This is a genomic window from Exiguobacterium sp. s64 (assembly GCF_018618035.1).
GTDB lineage: Bacteria > Bacillota > Bacilli > Exiguobacteriales > Exiguobacteriaceae > Exiguobacterium > Exiguobacterium mexicanum_A.
In genome coordinates, this window is the sequence record NZ_JACSLH010000001.1 from 612,328 (window position 1) to 630,915 (window position 18,588).

The following is an 18,588-nucleotide window of genomic DNA, read 5'->3' on the forward strand; positions in this document are numbered from 1 at the left end:
AGAATATTTAGAACAAAATAAAATTTACGAAACAAGATCGAGAGAGAGGGGTTGATTCGATGAAGCGAACAGGCTTGTACGATTCACGATTCGAAAAAGACGCATGTGGCATTGGGCTATATGTCAACCTAAACGGAGAGAAGAAACACGACATTGTCAGTAAATCATTATCGATGCTCTGTAAGCTGGAGCACCGGGGCGGGCAAGGCGTCATCGATGCCGGAGACGGCGCGGGGATCATGACCGAGCTACCGCACGAACTGTTCCTCGAGACGATGAATTTGCCGACACCAGGTCGCTACGCGGTCGGGATGGTCTTTTTCCAACCTGACGAATCACGGCTGCAAGAAAAGCAACGGCAGATGGAAGCGATTGCCGATGAGTTTGACTATGCGACCATCGCCTGGCGTGAGGTCCCGGTCGATAGTTTGGCCATTGGGGAACACGCCCGGGTGACACAGCCGACGATTTATCAATGGTTCGTTTCTTGCCCATTCGCAGACTACGACTCGAACGAGCGGACACTCTACCAACTCAGACGAACGATTGAGAAGACCGAAGACTTGAATCTATACATGCCGAGTTTATCGACGAAGACGATCGTCTATAAAGGGATGCTGACGCCTGAACAGATTGAGCGATTTTATCTCGATTTGCAGGCGCCGGCCTATAAGAGCACGTTCGGTATCGTCCATTCTCGCTTCTCGACGAACACGTTCCCATCATGGGAGCGGGCCCATCCGAACCGCATGATTGTGCACAACGGAGAAATTAACACACTCCGCGGCAATATCGACGCGATGCGAGCGCGCGAAGGCGTGACATCGACCGATTTGTTCGAGGACGTGAATCAGCTGTTCCCAGTCCTTCAAGAGACGGGCAGCGATTCGTCGATGCTCGATAACGCCTTCGAGTTCTTCACACGGACCGGACGTTCCATCGCTCATACGGCGATGATGCTCATCCCTGAGCCGTTCGCAGAAGTAAAAATAGATCCGTTCAAAAAAGACTTCTACCAATATCATTCATCGATCATGGAGCCTTGGGATGGACCGACTGGTGTCGTCTTCACGGACGGCCGTCAAATCGGCGCCATCTTGGATCGGAACGGACTACGGCCGATGCGTTACATCGAGACGCTTGATGGCGAACTCATCTTGTCGTCTGAGAGCGGCGTCATTCCCGTACAAGCCGAGAACGTGAAGTCGAAACAGCGACTTCGTCCAGGCCAGCTCCTATTGATCGACTTAGAGTCGAAACGCCTCATCCCTGACGCGGAAATCAAACAGACGATCGCGCGCGCCGAGCCGTACGGTAAATGGTTGAAACAGATGACTAAGCTTGAAGAGTCTCCGGTCGAAGAGCCGTTCGTCGCCGACCTGCACCGGAAACAGCGGGCGTTCGGTTACACGAAAGAAGATATCGAACAATATCTCGTCCCACTCATCCTTGAGAAGAAAGACCCGATTGGTTCGATGGGTCATGACCAACCGGTCGCGGTCTTGTCTGAACGACCACGTTCGTTGTTCCATTACTTCAAACAGCACTTCGCCCAAGTCACGAACCCACCAATCGATGCATTGCGTGAGAAGATCGTCACGGCCACGTTCACGTGGCTCGGACCACTCGCAAACCCGGTCCACACCGGCCGCGGTCATGCGCGTCGCGTCTGGCTCAAACATCCGTTCCTTGATGCGGCCGCGGTCGAACAAGTGAACGAGACGCTTCGCGTCGAACGGGTCGAGACGACATACGAACACGACCTCGAGGCTGCTCTTGAGACGTTGTTCGAACGTGTCGAAGGGCTCGTCCGCGACGGTGCTGAAGTCATCATCTTGTCAGACCGAAGCATGAACGAAAACCTGTTGGCGATGCCGTCGCTCCTCGTCTTGAGCGCCGTCCACCAACATTTGATTCGCGTCAACCTTCGCGCGTCGTGCAGTCTCGTCGCTGAGAGTGGCGAAGTGCGTGAAGTGCACCAAGCGGCCGCCTTGATTGGGTACGGCGCTGACGCCGTCTATCCGTATCTCGCCTATGCGACGATTGCCGAGGCGGTCGAGGCCGGTCAACTGCCATACTCGTTCACAGAAGCCGTTCGCCGCTATCAGACGGCATCGGTCGATGGCATCGTCAAGATCATGTCGAAGATGGGGATCTCGACCGTACAAAGTTACCGTGGGGCCCAAATCTTTGAGGCGGTCGGGATTGACCGTGCCTTGATCGAACGCCATTTCCGCGGGACGACATCACAGTTGTCCGGTGTCGGTTTCACCGAACTCGAAGAAGAGTCGCGCCGGCAGCATGAATCTGCCTATAAGCGCGAACGACCGCTCGAGGCCGGAGCCGACTTCCAATGGCGCGCTGATGGGGAAGAGCACGCCTTTAACCCGAAGACGATTCATTTGCTCCAGCGTGCCTGCCGTGAGAACGAGCGCCGGTATTATGACGCCTACGTCAAACTCCACGAATCGTCAGGCCAATTCTTGCGTCAATTGTTCGCATTTAAACAGCAGGATGCCGTCCCGCTCGACGAAGTCGAATCGGTCGCCTCGATTGTCAGCCGCTTCAAGACGGGGGCGATGTCATTCGGTTCCCTTTCGAAAGAAGCCCACGAGACGCTCGCCATCGCCATGAACCAAATCGGCGGCAAGAGCAACTCAGGAGAAGGCGGGGAGGACCGGAATCGGTTCACGCCTGATGAGGACGGCAGTGAACGCGTCAGTCGCATCAAGCAAGTCGCGAGTGGTCGTTTCGGTGTGACGGCCGAATATTTGTATCACGCCGATGAGATTCAAATCAAGATGGCGCAAGGTGCGAAGCCGGGTGAGGGTGGACAATTGCCAGGGAACAAAGTATATCCATGGGTCGCCGAAGTGCGCGGCTCAGTCCCAGGTGTCGGACTCATCTCGCCACCGCCGCACCACGACATCTATTCGATTGAAGATTTGGCTCAGCTGATCTTCGACTTGAAGCACGTCAACCCGAACGCGAAAATCAGCGTCAAACTAGTCTCGAAGTCAGGCGTCGGGACGATCGCGGCCGGTGTCGCCAAAGCGAACGCCGACACGATTGTCATCAGTGGCTATGACGGAGGAACCGGGGCGTCACCACGGACATCAATCAAGCATACGGGACTCCCGTGGGAGCTCGGTCTGCTCGAGACGCATCAGACGCTCGCGTTGAACGGACTCCGGGGCCGCGTCACGCTCGAGACCGACGGTAAGCTCATGACCGGGCGTGATATCGTCCTCGCCGCCATCTTCGGCGCCGAAGAATACGCGTTCGCGACGGCGCCGCTCGTCGTGCTCGGTTGTATCATGATGCGGGCGTGTCACCTCGACACGTGTCCGGTCGGTGTCGCCACACAAGACCCGGACTTGCGCGCAAAGTTCATGGGCAAACCCGAACACGTCGTCAACTTGATGACGTTCCTCGCCGAAGACGTGCGAGAGATTTTAGCCTCGCTCGGTGCGAAATCGCTCCGTGACGTCATCGGCCGGACCGACTTGTTAGAGGAAAGCGTCTGGAAACAAGAACATCCGAAAGCGAGAACACTTGATTTGGCACCGATGCTATCGATTCCGACAGCGTTGCCGGAAAAAGAAGAGTTGCCACATCCGGCCTATCAGTCGTATGACCACCGAAAATTGATCCCGGCCGTATCGCGCTCGATCAAGTCGCTCCAACCGACGTTCTTCGTCGGCCGCGTCTGCAACACGGACCGCGCCGTCGGGACGATGCTCGGGCATGAAGTGACGAAAGTGCATGGCAACGTCGGTCTCGCCGAGGATACGATTTCACTTCGCCTCAGCGGATCGGCCGGCCAAAGTTTAGGGGCGTTCCTGCCGAGCGGGATCACGATCTCGGTCATCGGTGACGCGAACGATTACGTCGGGAAAGGCTTGAGTGGTGGAAAACTCGCCGTCATCGCCGAGAAACATGCCCCGTTTGAAGAGAGCGAACAAGTCATCGCTGGGAACGTCTGTCTCTACGGCGCGACGTCTGGGATGGCGTTCTTCAACGGTCATGTCGGAGAACGATTTGCCGTCCGTAACTCGGGTGCGGTCGCTGTGACAGAAGGCGTCGGCGATCACGGCTGTGAGTACATGACTGGTGGGACGGTCGTCGTCCTCGGTACGGTCGGTCGTAACTTTGGGGCCGGGATGTCGGGCGGAGTCGCCTACCTTTACGGGGACCAGGCGTACGAACAACTTGTCAACGAAGAGCTCGTCTCGATTGATCGAGAGTTGACCGATGAAGATGCCGAACAGATTTACGCGTTGCTCGAGATGCACCAGTTCCATACTGACAGTGTGAAAGCGAGAGCCGTACTTGAGGCGTTTGAGCAAGAACGAAAACGCTTCGTCAAAGTCGTACCGCGTGATTATGCGAACGTACTTGACGTCATGCGTCACATCGAGGCGACGCGGCCGGAATTGAGTGACGCCGACCGCTCCCTCGAACTATTCCGCGTCGTGACTGAAGGAGGGGGAGCATGAGACATAAATTTATTGATATCCCACGGGAGACATTGCCAGAACGTTCCGTCCTCGAACGGATTCATGATTACAGTGAATACGCTTCACGGATGGAAGACGGACCGATCGTCAAACAAGCCGAGCGTTGCATGGATTGCGGCACCCCGTTCTGTCACGTCGGGGACATGATCGGACAAGAGACGATCGGCTGTCCGATTCACAACTTGATTCCCGAGTGGAACAAACTCGTGACGGATCAGGACTGGTATCGGGCCTATGAGCGCTTGATGGAGACGAACAACTTCCCGGAGTTCACGGGTCGTGTCTGTCCGGCTCCGTGTGAAGGCTCGTGTACGCTCGGCATCAGTGAGGACCCGGTCGCCATCAAATCGATTGAGCGGACGATTATCGATCGCGCCTTCGAGGAAGGCTGGGTCAAACCTCGTCACATTATGAAGCGGACCGGCCGCCGTGTCGCCATCATCGGCAGCGGGCCGGCCGGGCTCGCGGCGGCCGATCAGTTGAACCAGCTCGGCCATGCGGTCACGATTTATGAGAAAGCGGATGAGGCGGGCGGCCTGTTGTTCTATGGCATCCCGAACATGAAGCTCGAGAAAGATGTCGTCCGGCGTCGTGTCCGTCTGCTTGAGGCGGAGGGGATCCGCTTCAAGACGGGCGTCAACGTCGGGACCGATGTGACCATCGAGTCACTCCGTCACACATACGATGCCGTCATTCTAGCGACAGGGGCTCAAAAACAACGGACGCTCGGCATCGATGGAGATGATGCGACAGGCGTCGAGCCGGCGATGGATTATTTGACGGAATCGACGCGGGTACTCGGCGGGAAATCGCTCGACGCCCGATACGACGCGAACGGGAAAGACGTCATCGTCATCGGTGGCGGGGACACGGGCGCGGACTGTGTGGCGACGGCAATCCGTCAAGGCGCCAAGTCAGTGACACAGTTCGGGAAACACCCGGAGAAAGGTATGTTCCGGGCACCGGAGAAGCCATGGCCGCTCCAGCCGGACACGTTGTCGACCGATTACGCCTATGCGGAAGCAATCGAACACTTCGACCGTGACCCGCGCACATATTTGATTCGTTCGAACCGGGTCATTAAACAAGGGGACCGGGTCGTCGGAATTGAGACGGAACGGATGGAGAAAATCGTCAAACCGGACGGACAGGCGACGTTCTTCGTCGTCGACGGTTCGGTCGAGACGTATCCAGCTGATCTCGTCCTTGTCGCCATCGGGTTCGAACGACCGGAGCGTGAACTTCGGAAAGTCGGCATCGAGGCGAACCATGACTATACGTCGAACATCGAGGGTGTGTTTGTCGCAGGGGATGCGAGACGGGGACAAAGTTTGATCGTTTGGGCGATCCGGGAAGGCCGCGAAGTCGCGGAGACCGTCGACGGATACTTGAACACTTGTCAACAACAGCTAAAAACTTCATCATAAAAAGGAGCGACGCGATGTCGCTCCTTTTTACATGGACATTTAGGAGGAGTCAGAAATGATTATCGAAATCCTCATGTACACCGGGGTTTGGTTTTTACTCGTGCTCGTCTTGCTCGGCACGATTTACGCTCGGCGCAATCGGAAGTGATTACAACACCATGGCGGCGATCAAACCGAAGACGATGAGCGGAATATTGTAGTGGAGGAACGTCGGCCACACCGTCTCACGCAAGTGGTCGTGTTGACCGTCGGCGTTCAAGCCGCTCGTCGGTCCGAGTGTCGAGTCACTTGCCGGGCTACCAGCATCACCGAGTGCACCGGCCGTCCCGATGATGGCGATTGTCGCCTCGACCGAGAAACCGTATTGGATGCAAAGCGGGACGAAGATGGCCGCGATGATTGGAATCGTCGAGAAACTCGAACCGATACCGAGCGTGATCACGAGTCCGACGAGGAGCATGACGAGCGCGGCGACAAATTGTGAGTCGCCCATGATGCCGCTTGCACCACTGACGAGCGGATCGATGGCACCGGTCGCGCGGATGACGGCGGCAAAACCGCTTGCTGCGATCATGACGAAGCCGATGAAAGCCATCATGCGCATCCCGCTCGTGAAGATGTCGTCTGCCTCTGACCAAGGGATGAGACGAAGCAGCGTCAACAGGATGAGTCCTGAGACGGCCGATGCGATCATCGATTCGGTCTGAAGCTGTACGACGAGCACGACGAGGATAACGGCAGCTGTGAGCCAGATTTTGAGCGGGCTCAACGTCCGAATCTCGTAATCAGTAGGCCCGAGTTGAATCGTATCGTACGTCCGCGGCTTCCGGTAGTGGAAGAAGGCGGTGACGAGACCGACGAGCATACCGAGGGCTGGGATGGCCATGATGCTGACAATATTGACATCACCGACGGCCATGCCGTTCGTTTCCACGTTTGGCAGCAAAATCTCATTCAAGTAAATGCCACCGAATCCGACCGGAAGTAACATATACGGCGTGACGAGACCGAACGTGAGGATCGTCGCCACGAGCCGGCGGTCGAGCTTCAACTCGTTAAAGAGCACGAGGAGCGGTGGGATGACGATCGGGATGAACGCGATGTGAATCGGTAAAGCGTTCTGCGAACTGATTGCTAGTAATAAGAGGAACGATAGCAACAACGCCTTGACGCGCGCCACGCTCTTACCGGTGACGTCGCGTCCTGACATGCTGATTAACTTTTCAGCCAGGATGTCTGGGAGTCCAGTTTTTGATAGACCGACGGCGAAGGCGCCGAGCAACGCGTAACTGAGGGCGATTGTCGCACCTCCGCCGAGCCCGTCACTGAAGGCGGTCAACGTCTCATTGAACCCGAGACCTCCGACGAGACCACCGACGACGGCGGCGAGGATGAGCGACAAGACGATGTGAACTCGACTGATCGCGAGAGCGAATAATACGATAACAGCTAATAAGACAGCATTCATCAATTCCAACACCTTTCTTTCAAAACTCTTTCTCTTGTTATCACTTTAATATGATAAAGACTTTTGAAATTTAACATACGTGTTTCGGGTTGTCAAATCGATTGTTCAAAAAAAGCGATAACTCCGAAAAGTTATCGCTCGTTCGTCATCCTTCAACGTTATGGTATACCTGGCGCACGTCTTCGAGGTCTTCGAGGACGTCGAGTAGTTTTTCAAACTGTTCTTTCGACTCGTCGTCGAGGGTAATCTCGTTTTGGGGCAGCATCGTCAACTCCGCGACTTCAAACGTCTCGATGCCTGCTGCTTTGAAGGCAGTCTGGACGGCATGGAACGCTTCTGGTTCCGCATAGACGATCACCGTCTCATCTTCTTCGATGACATCACGGACGTCGAGGTCGTGCTCCATCATGAGTTCGAGTACATCGTCGGCAGACATGCCGTTGACACCGATGACAGCCGTCGCGTCGAACATGTAAGCGACCGACCCGCTGACACCCATGTTGCCGCCGTTTTTACCGAAAGCGGCGCGGACTTCAGACGCCGTCCGGTTGACGTTGTTCGTGAGCGTGTCGACGATGAGCATCGAGCCGTTCGGTCCGAATCCTTCATAGCGGAGCTCGTCGAAGTTCTCTTCGTCGCCGCCCTTCGCTTTGTCGATGGCACGGTCGATGATTGCGCGCGGGACGTTGTACGTCTTCGCCCGTTCGACAACGAACTTGAGTGCTTGGTTTGATTCTGGATCTGGTTCCCCTTGACGGGCGACTACGTAGATTTCACGGCCGAACTTCGCATAGATGCGACTCGTATTGGCGTCTTTTGACGCCTTTTTCTCTTTAATGTTGTTCCATTTACGACCCATTACATGTCATCTCTCTTTCCATTGTTCGATTGATTCATCCTCGATTATATAAGAAGACGTGGATGTTGACGAGCAAAAATCATCCCTCGCTCTTATCCATCTTCTCGACGATCTCCGTCAGCGTCTTCAAACTGTCAAACAGGCGGTCCGTCTCTTCCTCGTTCAGAAACGCAAGACGGTCCTCGAACAGCCGGCGAAATGAATCGCGACGCTCGCGGAGGACGAGTTCGCCATTTTCGGTCAGTTGGTTCCAGATGACCCGGCGATCGCGTTCGTCCGGCACGCGGGTGATATAGCCTTCCTCGACGAGCTTCGTGATGAGCGGCGTCACGTTCGGCGGGGCAATCGATAACGTCTCACTGATGTGTCCGTTCGTGACCGCGCCTTCATCTTCAATCAACATGAGGAGATGAAAGTGGGAAAAGTTTAAGTTTGGGATTTGCGGAAGGTCGGAACGACGTAACAACTTCCGGCGAATTAATGGAATCAGTTTCACGAACTGATCGGCTGCGTCTTGTCTTGGCATAATCATGTCACTTCCTAATTAAGTTCTTTCTTCATTATACACGACCGAGCGCGGGGTGGACGACCAATCCTCATCCCATGATATTTTGCACAGCGCATTCGCCTCATCATGTACACAATCAATGTAAGCGTTTACATATAGGTTGTGCTTTATTTTCATGAAAACGCATTCGATTTTACTGAGCGTCACCCTAAAAAGCAAGACCTATCCTCATTCTCTTAAAGAATATTGTGAAAGAGTTCACATTGTTGTCACGCACAAACTATGAGAAACGTTGTATTCTATGAATGTGAAGGAAAGCACAAACTCTTCTCAAACCAACTGATTGCCCCGTGCTTTCCATCAAGTCAACAGTATAAGCTCTCATTCATGAGGAGGAAACCAACATGGCAGTTAAAGAGAAAGCAGTAGTAGAAACATCAGCAGAACAGATGGTCGACACGCTCGTCACCCGAGCTCACACAGCGCTCGAGACGTTGATGACGTTCGACCAAGAGAAAATCGATGCGATCGTTCAGGCAATGGCGTTAGCCGGTCTCGAACAACACGTCGCCCTCGCGAAACATGCATATGAAGAAACAGGTCGCGGTGTGTTTGAAGATAAAATGATCAAAAACATCTTTGCGACAGAATATATTTATAACTCACTCCGTGGCGAGAAGACGGTCGGCGTCATCGAAGACGACGAGCAAAACGGCATTACGTACATCGCCGAACCAGTCGGCGTCGTCGCTGGGGTCACACCGGTCACGAACCCGACGTCAACGACGATGTTCAAAGCGATCATCGCCATCAAAACACGTAACCCGATCATCTTCGGTTTCCACCCATCGGCTCAACAGTGTTCAAGTGAAGCGGCACGCATCCTTCGTGACGCAGCCATCGAAGCAGGCGCTCCGGAGCATTTGATTCAATGGGTTGAAAAACCGTCACTCGACGCGACGAAAGCGCTCATGAACCACCCAGGCGTTGCCATGGTCCTCGCGACTGGTGGAGCGGCGATGGTCAAATCAGCCTACTCGACTGGTAAACCTGCCCTCGGTGTCGGTCCTGGTAACGTTCCGGCCTACATCGACAAAACAGCAAAAGTAAAACGTGCCATCTCGGACGTCATCTTGTCGAAAACGTTCGATAACGGGATGATCTGTGCATCTGAACAAGCGATTATCGTCGACCAAGAAGTGTACGAAGAAGTGAAAGCCGAAATGACGGCGCTCGGTTGCTACTTCTGCTCACCAGAAGAGAAAGCAAAACTCGAGACACTCGTTATTAAAACAGACTCTTGTGCGGTCAACCCTGAAATCGTCGGGAAGCCTGCAGCCTGGATCGCCGAGAAAGCTGGACTTAGTGTTCCGGCCGACACGAAAATCTTGATTGCCGAACTCGAGACGGTCGGCGCGACAGAATTGCTCTCACACGAGAAACTTAGCCCAGTACTCGGAGCGTACAAAGTCCAATCGCGTGAAGAAGGTTTCGCCATCGCTGAGAAGATGCTTGAAATCGGTGGTCTCGGTCATACGGCAGCCATCCACTCGACAGACGACGACGCCATCCTCGCATTCGGACTCCGGATGAAAGCTTGCCGCATCATCGTCAACTCGCCAACGGCACACGGCGGGATCGGTGACCTCTATAACGAAATGACACCATCACTCACACTCGGTTGTGGGTCGTACGGTAAAAACTCCGTCTCTGAGAACGTGACGGCGAAACATCTACTCAACGTGAAAAAGGTGGCGAGACGTCGCGTGAACATGCAATGGTTTAAAGTCCCTGAAAAGATTTACTTTGAGAAAAATTCGGTCCAATACCTTCAATCGCTCACATCGAAAAAACGGGCGATGATCGTTACAGATGAAATGATGGTCAAACTCGGATTTGCCGATAAAGTCGTCAAAAACTTGCCGGCTGGTGTCGAGTATCGCATCTTCGACCAAGTCGAGCCAGACCCATCGGTCGAGACGGTCATGCGTGGTGCCGAAGCGATGCGTCACTTCCAACCAGACATGATTATCGCACTCGGTGGTGGATCACCGATGGATGCCGCGAAAGGCATGTGGCTCTTCTACGAACGCCCTGAAGAGAAGTTCTCGAACCTTCGCCAAAAATTCATGGATATCCGCAAGCGGACGTACAAGTTCCCGACGCTCGGCAACAAGTCGATGTTCGTCGCCATCCCGACAACATCAGGTACGGGTTCTGAAGTGACACCGTTCACGGTCATCACAGATAAGAAACGCAACGTCAAATACCCGATCGCTGACTATGCGATCACACCGGACGTCGCCATCGTCGACCCTGAGTTCGTCATGACGGTCCCAGCTTCAATCACGGCGGATACAGGAATGGACGTGTTGACACACGCCATCGAAGCGTACGTTTCGGTCATGGCAAATGACTATACGGATGGACTCGCGCTTCGTTCGATGAAGATGATTTTTGATTACCTCCCGAAAGCGTATGAAAACGGCAGTGACGCCGAAGCACGTCAGAAAGTCCACAACGCATCAACAATGGCTGGTATGGCTTTCGCGAATGCGTTCCTCGGTATCAACCACTCGATCGCACACAAAATCGGCGGCGAGTTCCATGTCCCGCACGGACGGACGAACGCGATCCTTATGCCGCACGTCATCCGCTATAACGCGACACGCCCATCGAAACTCGCGGCGTTCCCGAAATATGAGTCATTCATCGCCGACGAGCGTTACGCTGAAATCGCGCGCTATCTCGGACTTCCAGCAAGCACGACGGAAGAAGGCGTCGAGTCGCTCATCCAAGCGATCATTGAGCTCGGTCAGCGCTTGAACATCAAGCTCTCGTTCAAAGCCCAAGGCATCAAGAAAGCGGACCTCGACGCGAAAATCGACAAGATGGCAGTCGACGCGTTCGAAGACCAATGTACGACGGCTAACCCGAAAATGCCGCTCGTCGAAGAATTGAAAGAAATCATGTACGCTGCTTTCGAAGGCGTATAAGTCTTACAATATCTAAACGGTTTCCCTCCTAAGAGGGAGGCCGTTTTTTCTTGAAAAATAAATATACAATTGTCAGATCACTTAATATAATAGGATAATACAACCATTTATTGGTGAGTTTTTTTATGGAGATAGGTAGATGACCATTATGTACAGCCTACTGTCGGCCCTATTTACTATTTTTCTTTATTTCAATCCGGCCTCGGCAACAAGTCCTTATGAGACGGCTGAATATTTTGCTTCATACGATCGGGTCGCAGAAAGCCATGAAAATGTCGAACTGTTCGAGTCGTTAGGTATCGGTGTTTCTGACGAGACTTCAGTCGATATGAAACGTGAGATTCATTACGCTCCGCTCAACACGAATTGGCCGACAATAACGATTGATGATGAATTTTACGATGGGTACGCGACAATTCCATTTGAAGAGACAATTGAAGGGGAACTGCTTCATTTGGAATGGGATGCCCCGATACCTGATGTGGCTGGAAGAGTCATCGTCCTACCGACGACCGACGTATCTTATGAAGCAATGGAAGATGCGTATGAAATCGATTATTACGGAGAAGTCCTTAATGACGAGGCGGCGAATCGCTATCTTACAAAATTAGCCGAAGCGAATGCGGCAGGTTATCTCATTACGCCACACCCGGATGCTCCGGAAGAATATGGATTCGCTTACGTTTCAGCTGCACTTCGCTTGAATGGGGCCGGGGTCGACCGAATAACAGCCGAGTCTTTCCAAGACGGTCAAACGGTTGCGATTGAGCCGTTCACAGACGAAATTCCTTACGTAGAGTTTACGCAACCTGGCACGACTGACAAAGAAGTGATTGTCATGGCCCGACTTGAGGGAAGCTGGTATGGCGATCACGCTCTCACTGGGTTAGGTGGTGCATCCGTGCTCTACCATACGCTTCAAGCGATGGATGACGTAGAGACGGATGCAACGGTCCGCTACGTTTTCTTGAATGGAACTGGGGATGGATACGAATCAAGTACGCACTATTTGCAGATGCTTCAAGATCGAGGTACGACGCCGCGTGTCATCATGTTACTTGATATACTTGGTACAGGGGAGACGAATCGATTCTTCAAAACAAGTGGGATGACGACATATCCGTTTATGGAGGGGATTGGTTTTGGCCCTGTCGAAGTGAAGAGTCTAGGCGTATCAATCTTAGATGAGTACAAGCAAGCCGGGTTCCCAGTCATCTCCGTCAATGATTCTGTCACAGCCCATAACGACGTTTATACAGATAAAGACACAATTAGTCGTCTTTCTGACGAAGCGATGCGTGATCACGTTAAATGGCTCAGCGAGTGGTTAACTCTCCAATAAGAAGTAAGACCGTCACATATGGGGCGGTCTATTCTTTTACTCGAAACGGATCCATTACTTCGGTATGATGAAAGGGGAGGCGATACGATGGAACGACAACTGAATGTGACAACGAATTATGGACAACTGGCCGGTACGTGGATGACCCACGGCGAACCCCGTAAGACGGTCGTCCTGCTCAGCGGGAGCGGGCCGAGCGACCGGGACGGCAATCTTGGGCCATCCCAATTCGGCACGTATAAAAAACTGGCCGAGGCGCTCTTTAAGATGGGTGTCAACGTCTACCGGTATGACAAACAAGGCATCGGTGAATCGGACGGTGATTTCAATAAAGTCGGGCTGCACGACCTGGTGACAGATGCGATCACCGTCGTCAACGCCATCAAACAGGAGCCGGACGCAGGGGACATGTATGTGCTCGGCCACAGCGAAGGGGCCGTCATCGCCCCGGCGGTCCAGCTCGAGACGAACGCGGCCGGACTGATTCTTCTAGCCGGATTCAACGATTCCTCAAAGAAGATGTTTTTGCTGCAAGCCGACGCACTTGCAACTGAAGTCGGTTCGGTGAAAGGACTCAAGGGCGTGTTCTATCGATTGACCGGCGTCCCGAAGAAGATTCGTCAGCGCCAAGACGATTTGCTCGAACGGTCACTGCGGACGAATGTCGCCGCTTTCAAGTACCGCGGCCAAGTCGTCAACGCCAAGTGGATTCGCGAGCATGCATCCTATGACGTCCGGGAGCGGCTCGAACATGTGCGTGTTCCCGTGCTCGCCCTGACCGGCGACCGCGACGTCCAAGTCCCACCGGAGCACGTCCATTCGATTCGGACGAAAGAGGACGTCGACAGCCACATCATCCATAACATGAACCACTTGCTCGTCGAACGGACGAGTCCGCACGCGCTCCTCACGTTGCATAAGGAATATCGGGACGCCATTGAGGCACCGCTTCATCCCGAACTCATCCGCCGATTGAACGATTGGTTGATGAAACGATAATTAACTGTAAAAAACGGTCACTAAGTGACCGTTTTTTATGTTATAATTGTGACAAATTAAAAAAGATGAGTGTTTTTGAATGTTTATGATTGTTTTTTAAATGAAAACGCTTTATATTAGAGCTACGGAGGGAATATGATGTTAACGAAGCAACGACATCAACTGATTTTGCAACATCTGTCGGAGCAAAAGATTGTCAAATTGAAAGAATTGGTTGAGTTGACGGCATCGTCGGAGTCGACGATTCGCCGGGATTTGACCGACCTCGAAGCAGAAGGTTATCTCGAACGGGTACACGGCGGCGCAACGCTCGTGGCCCGCTACGAAGAAGAGCCGACGTTCGAGGAGAAACGAGATCAACACGTCGATGAAAAAGTCGCGATCGCACGGAAGGCCGCGACATTCATCGAAGACGGGATGTCCGTCTATCTCGATGCCGGGACGACGACGCAAGCGATGGTTCCTTTCTTAGATGGAAAAGACGTCATCGTCGTGACGAATAGTTTACCGATCGCCAACGACTTGTTCGACCTCGATATTAAGACGTTCGTGATCGGCGGTGAGTTGAAACGGTCGACACAGGCACTCATCGGTTATAACGCTCGAGAGAGCATGATGAACTATCGGGTCGACCTCGCTTTTCTTGGCATCAATGGCGTCGACCTAGAGGCCGGGTACACGACCCCAGACCCGGAAGAGGCACTCGTCAAAAAAACAGCAATCGAACTGGCTCGCGAGGCGTACATTTTGGCGGACGATTCAAAATTCGGGAAACGTTCGTTCAGTCGGGTGGCACCGCTCGAAGCGGCCACACTCGTCACATGGAGCGACTCGACAAGCGTCAGTTCAATTCAATCAATCACAAAGGTGGTGAACGCCCAATGATTTACACGTTAACACTGAACCCCTCAATCGATTATTATGTGACGCTCCCTGAAGTCGTCCTCGGTGAAGTCAACCGGATTCAAGAGACGACGCAGCGGGCCGGAGGAAAAGGCATCAACGTCGCGTTCGTCTTACGTGAATATGACGTCGACACAGTCGCGTTAGGATTCGTCGGCGGCACGACGGGAGACTTCATCAAGAAGGCGCTGACCGACAAGGGCGTCCAAACCGATTTCGTCGAAGTCGATGGTCAGACGCGCATCAACGTCAAGATTCGAGCGCAAGAAGAGACGGAATTGAACGCGAGCGGCCCGGTCATCTCGGACACGGAACTTGAACGGTTGACGCGTCAGTTCGATCACGTTCAACCGGGCGACATCGTCGTCCTCGCCGGAAGCATTCCGGGCAATCTGCCGGATACACTCTACCGCACGCTCGCTGAGACGGTGCGGGCAAACGGTGCCGAGTTCGTCGTCGATACGACGAAGGAAGCGATGCTCGAAGTCCTCTCACTCAATCCGCTCATGATTAAACCGAACCACCATGAACTTGGTGAACTGTTCGATACAGACATCGAGACGTTCGAACAGGCGCTCCCGTATGCGGAGCAGTTGGTCGAACGCGGTGCCCAAAACGTCATCGTCTCATTCGCCGGTGACGGTGCGATGCTCGTCAACAGTTCAGGCGCCTATACGGCGAACACACCGAGCGGCAAACTCGTCAACTCGGTCGGCGCAGGCGATTCACTCGTCGCCGGATTTGTCGCCAACATTCTCGACCACGACGCAACCGAAGCGTTCCGCTATGCGGTCACGACCGGCAGCGCGTCTGCATATACGTTCGGGCTGTGCACAAAAGAAGACGTGGACCGCTTGGTCGGCGAAGTCAGCGTCATCCCACTATCTCGATTGGAGGAAACAACATGAATATCACGGACCTTCTTAAAAAGGACACGATTCAACTGAATCTCCGCAGCCGTTCGAAAGCCGAAGTCATCGAAGAACTCGTCGACGTGCTCGACCGCGCTGGCAAACTATCGGACCGTAACGGCTACCGCGACGCGATTCTCGCACGTGAAGCACAAAGTACGACCGGACTCGGTGAAGGGATCGCCATCCCGCACGCGAAGACGAAGGCCGTCAAACAACCGGCCATCGCCTTCGGGCGCTCGGAAGGCGTCGATTACGAAGCACTCGACGGCCAAGACAGCCGCTTGTTCTTCATGATCGCCGCCGGAGAGCACGCCAATAACGAACACTTGGAAACACTCTCGAAATTATCTGTCTTCCTTATGGATCCAGCGTTCCAAGAACGTCTCTATGCAGCCACGTCAGAAGATGACGTCATCCGGGCCATCGAAGAAAAAGAAGCGGCTGAGGCGGCTCCTGTTGCTTCGAAACCGGTTCAAGCGGACGCGCCTTACATCCTTGCTGTCACGGCTTGTCCAACGGGTATCGCGCACACGTACATGGCTGCCGATAGCTTGAAGCAAAAAGCAGAGGCGATGGGAGTTGACATCAAAGTCGAGACGAACGGTTCGACCGGTGTCAAGAATGAATTGACAGCGGCCGATATCGCGAAAGCGACTGCCATCATCGTCGCGGCTGATAAAGCCGTCGAGATGGACCGGTTCGCCGGAAAACATGTCATCGAAGTCCCGGTCGCCCAAGGCATCCGGAAGCCAGAAGAGTTGATCAACCGGGCCGTCAAACAAGACGCACCAGTGTATCGGGGAACCGGTTCGTCAGGTGGTACGAAAGAACAGCGCACAGGCATCTACAAGCACTTGATGAGCGGTGTATCCGCGATGCTCCCACTCGTCGTCGCTGGTGGTCTCTTGATCGCCATCAGCTTCTTCTGGGGCATCAACTCGGCAAATCCGGATGACCCGTCATTCAATGAATTTGCGGCGCAACTCAACACAATCGGTGGGGCAGCCTTTAGCTTCCTCGTCCCGATTCTTGCGGGTTTCATCGCGATGTCAATCGCCGATCGTCCAGGTCTCGCACCAGGTCTTGTCGCTGGTTTATTAGCCAGCCAAGGTGGCGCCGGATTCCTCGGCGGACTCATCGCTGGTTTCCTTGCCGGATATGTCGTCCTCTTCTTGGTTAAAGCACTTTCTAAACTACCGGCCTCGCTTGAAGGAATTAAACCGGTATTGCTCTATCCGTTACTTGGGTCATTTATTTCCGGTATGATCATGTTACTTGTTGTCAATAAACCAATCGCAGCCTTCATGACATGGTTGATGGATGTCATGAACAGCCTGAGCGGCGCCAACGCCATCTTGCTTGGTATCATCGTCGGTGGCATGATGGCCGTCGATATGGGTGGTCCGATTAACAAGACAGCCTACGTCTTTGGTACAGCTGCACTCACTGCCGGTAACCAAGAAATCATGGCAGCTGTCATGGCCGGTGGGATGGTACCACCGCTTCTCGTCGCATTCGCTTCGACTGTGTTCGCCCGTCAAAAGTTCTCGAAACAAGAACGTGAAGCCGGGAAGACAGCATATATCATGGGTGCCTCGTTCATCACGGAAGCGGCCATCCCGTTTGCAGCGGCCGACCCGATTCGGGTATTGCCGTCAGCGATTCTCGGATCAGCCATCGCTGGTGGATTGTCAGCCTTCTTCGCGATCCAATTGCCAGCGCCACACGGTGGAGTCTTCGTCTTCCCACTTCTTGAAGGGGCTGGAAACGTCGTCATGAGCATGGGACTTTACGCCCTCGCGATTCTCGCCGGAGCCTTGATTGGAGCACTGCTCTTGTCATTCTTGAAAAAACCATTGACGGAGACGCAAGCTACAACAACGCGTAACGTCGCTTGACCAGTACGGCCGTAGGATTTCCTACGGTCGTTTTTTGTCAAATGATTGTCAGTCAAATCTGGAAGAAGTCTGATTTCGATTGGGTGATTTGTGGTAAAATACTTGTAAAACTTACGCTAAGGAGGGGGTACGGATGCTCATACGGAAAGCCGAGCCAAAAGATGCTTACGGGATTGCGCGGGTGAGGGTGAACGGATGGCGCACAACCTATCGGGGAATTGTGCCGACCGACTTTCTCTTGCAGCTCGGTTCGAACGCGATCGAGTGGTCTGAAAAGGTCCGCAGCGCCCTCGCGAAACGAGAAGTCGAAGGGTTTGTCGCCATCGTCGAAGAGGAAATCGTCGGGTTCGTTCTTTACGGGGAAGAACGGACGGGCGAATATCCGGACCATCCGAATGAGATTTATGCGATTTACATTCTAGAGGACCATCAGCGTAACGGGATTGGTTCGCTATTGCTGGAGCGTGCGATCCAAGCGATGTCGAATCACGGGCTCATCATTTGGGCGCTCGAATTGAACCCTTACCGCACGTTCTATGAGCAACGTGACGGGCAAGTCATCGATGCGAAAGAGCGTTTATTCGGGGAACTCGCTCTGCGCGAAGTCGCCTACGGGTGGACGAAAGGGAATCACGACGCCATCGTCGGCGCATGAACGGACGCGGCCAGAGCGGATCGCGTCCGTTTTTATGGATAAGGGGGATGACCGTGCAAGGACAGCAAGCAAGTTGACCTATCGCCAACGAGAACTCAG

Annotated in this window: 12 protein-coding genes; 9 read left to right on the forward strand and 3 right to left on the reverse strand. The window is 53.7% G+C overall.

The window, feature by feature from the left end; translation table 11 throughout:
- Nucleotides 1-59 precede the first annotated feature (59 nt).
- Together gltB and KNP64_RS03180 are read left to right on the forward strand one after the other, a co-directional pair.
- On the forward strand, nt 60-4,499 hold the full coding sequence (gene gltB / locus KNP64_RS03175) for a glutamate synthase large subunit (protein ID WP_214791407.1): 4,440 nt from the start codon (nt 60-62) through the stop codon (nt 4,497-4,499).
- Nucleotides 4,496-5,947: a glutamate synthase subunit beta gene (locus KNP64_RS03180; RefSeq protein WP_138859485.1), complete on the forward strand. Its 1,452-nt coding sequence runs from the start codon at nt 4,496-4,498 to the stop codon at nt 5,945-5,947. Before gltB ends, KNP64_RS03180 begins: the two co-directional genes overlap by 4 nt.
- Nucleotides 5,948-6,095: 148 nt before the next feature.
- On the opposite strand, the gene KNP64_RS03185 is transcribed toward KNP64_RS03180, so the two are convergent.
- From KNP64_RS03185 to KNP64_RS03195, 3 genes are all read right to left on the reverse strand, one after another.
- Complete coding sequence (locus tag KNP64_RS03185) at nt 6,096-7,415, reverse strand: Na+/H+ antiporter family protein (RefSeq protein ID WP_214791404.1); 1,320 nt, start codon at nt 7,413-7,415, stop codon at nt 6,096-6,098.
- Nucleotides 7,416-7,560: 145 nt separating this feature from the next.
- Nucleotides 7,561-8,274 (reverse strand): YebC/PmpR family DNA-binding transcriptional regulator, encoded by a 714-nt coding sequence (locus tag KNP64_RS03190; protein ID WP_138859483.1) that lies wholly within the window; start codon nt 8,272-8,274, stop codon nt 7,561-7,563.
- A gap of 79 nt (nt 8,275-8,353) precedes the next feature.
- Nucleotides 8,354-8,800 (reverse strand): MarR family winged helix-turn-helix transcriptional regulator, encoded by a 447-nt coding sequence (locus tag KNP64_RS03195; RefSeq protein ID WP_214791402.1) that lies wholly within the window; start codon nt 8,798-8,800, stop codon nt 8,354-8,356.
- A gap of 386 nt (nt 8,801-9,186) precedes the next feature.
- Between KNP64_RS03195 and adhE the strand changes: the two genes are divergently transcribed.
- The 7 genes from adhE to KNP64_RS03230 all read left to right on the forward strand — a co-directional run bounded on the left by adhE (nt 9,187) and on the right by KNP64_RS03230 (nt 18,489).
- Entirely contained in the window at nt 9,187-11,778 is a 2,592-nt protein-coding gene (gene adhE / locus KNP64_RS03200) for a bifunctional acetaldehyde-CoA/alcohol dehydrogenase (protein ID WP_214791400.1), read from the forward strand.
- Between the two features lie 139 nt (nt 11,779-11,917).
- Nucleotides 11,918-13,120: a zinc-binding metallopeptidase family protein gene (locus KNP64_RS03205; protein ID WP_034777462.1), complete on the forward strand. Its 1,203-nt coding sequence runs from the start codon at nt 11,918-11,920 to the stop codon at nt 13,118-13,120.
- A gap of 87 nt (nt 13,121-13,207) precedes the next feature.
- Nucleotides 13,208-14,119, forward strand: coding sequence for an alpha/beta hydrolase (locus KNP64_RS03210; RefSeq protein ID WP_214791398.1), 912 nt, complete (start codon nt 13,208-13,210; stop codon nt 14,117-14,119).
- Nucleotides 14,120-14,257: 138 nt separating this feature from the next.
- Nucleotides 14,258-15,004 (forward strand): DeoR/GlpR family DNA-binding transcription regulator, encoded by a 747-nt coding sequence (locus KNP64_RS03215; RefSeq protein ID WP_214791396.1) that lies wholly within the window; start codon nt 14,258-14,260, stop codon nt 15,002-15,004.
- Nucleotides 15,001-15,930: a 1-phosphofructokinase gene (gene pfkB, locus KNP64_RS03220; RefSeq protein ID WP_214791395.1), complete on the forward strand. Its 930-nt coding sequence runs from the start codon at nt 15,001-15,003 to the stop codon at nt 15,928-15,930. The genes KNP64_RS03215 and pfkB overlap by 4 nt, the downstream gene beginning before the upstream one ends.
- Nucleotides 15,927-17,834 (forward strand): PTS fructose transporter subunit IIABC, encoded by a 1,908-nt coding sequence (locus KNP64_RS03225; RefSeq protein WP_214791393.1) that lies wholly within the window; start codon nt 15,927-15,929, stop codon nt 17,832-17,834. Before pfkB ends, KNP64_RS03225 begins: the two co-directional genes overlap by 4 nt.
- Nucleotides 17,835-17,967: 133 nt before the next feature.
- Nucleotides 17,968-18,489, forward strand: coding sequence for a GNAT family N-acetyltransferase (locus KNP64_RS03230; protein WP_114167413.1), 522 nt, complete (start codon nt 17,968-17,970; stop codon nt 18,487-18,489).
- The last annotated feature ends 99 nt before the right edge of the window (nt 18,490-18,588 follow it).

What these genes read in the sequence shown, in the direction of transcription:
- gltB (WP_214791407.1), top strand. Translation starts at nt 60, where the DNA reads ATGAAGCGAACAGGCTTGTACGATTCACGATTCGAAAAAGACGCATGT.
- KNP64_RS03180 (WP_138859485.1), top strand. Translation starts at nt 4,496, where the DNA reads ATGAGACATAAATTTATTGATATCCCACGGGAGACATTGCCAGAACGT.
- KNP64_RS03185 (WP_214791404.1), bottom strand. Translation starts at nt 7,415, where the DNA reads ATGAATGCTGTCTTATTAGCTGTTATCGTATTATTCGCTCTCGCGATC.
- KNP64_RS03190 (WP_138859483.1), bottom strand. Translation starts at nt 8,274, where the DNA reads ATGGGTCGTAAATGGAACAACATTAAAGAGAAAAAGGCGTCAAAAGAC.
- KNP64_RS03195 (WP_214791402.1), bottom strand. Translation starts at nt 8,800, where the DNA reads ATGCCAAGACAAGACGCAGCCGATCAGTTCGTGAAACTGATTCCATTA.
- adhE (WP_214791400.1), top strand. Translation starts at nt 9,187, where the DNA reads ATGGCAGTTAAAGAGAAAGCAGTAGTAGAAACATCAGCAGAACAGATG.
- KNP64_RS03205 (WP_034777462.1), top strand. Translation starts at nt 11,918, where the DNA reads ATGACCATTATGTACAGCCTACTGTCGGCCCTATTTACTATTTTTCTT.
- KNP64_RS03210 (WP_214791398.1), top strand. Translation starts at nt 13,208, where the DNA reads ATGGAACGACAACTGAATGTGACAACGAATTATGGACAACTGGCCGGT.
- KNP64_RS03215 (WP_214791396.1), top strand. Translation starts at nt 14,258, where the DNA reads ATGTTAACGAAGCAACGACATCAACTGATTTTGCAACATCTGTCGGAG.
- pfkB (WP_214791395.1), top strand. Translation starts at nt 15,001, where the DNA reads ATGATTTACACGTTAACACTGAACCCCTCAATCGATTATTATGTGACG.
- KNP64_RS03225 (WP_214791393.1), top strand. Translation starts at nt 15,927, where the DNA reads ATGAATATCACGGACCTTCTTAAAAAGGACACGATTCAACTGAATCTC.
- KNP64_RS03230 (WP_114167413.1), top strand. Translation starts at nt 17,968, where the DNA reads ATGCTCATACGGAAAGCCGAGCCAAAAGATGCTTACGGGATTGCGCGG.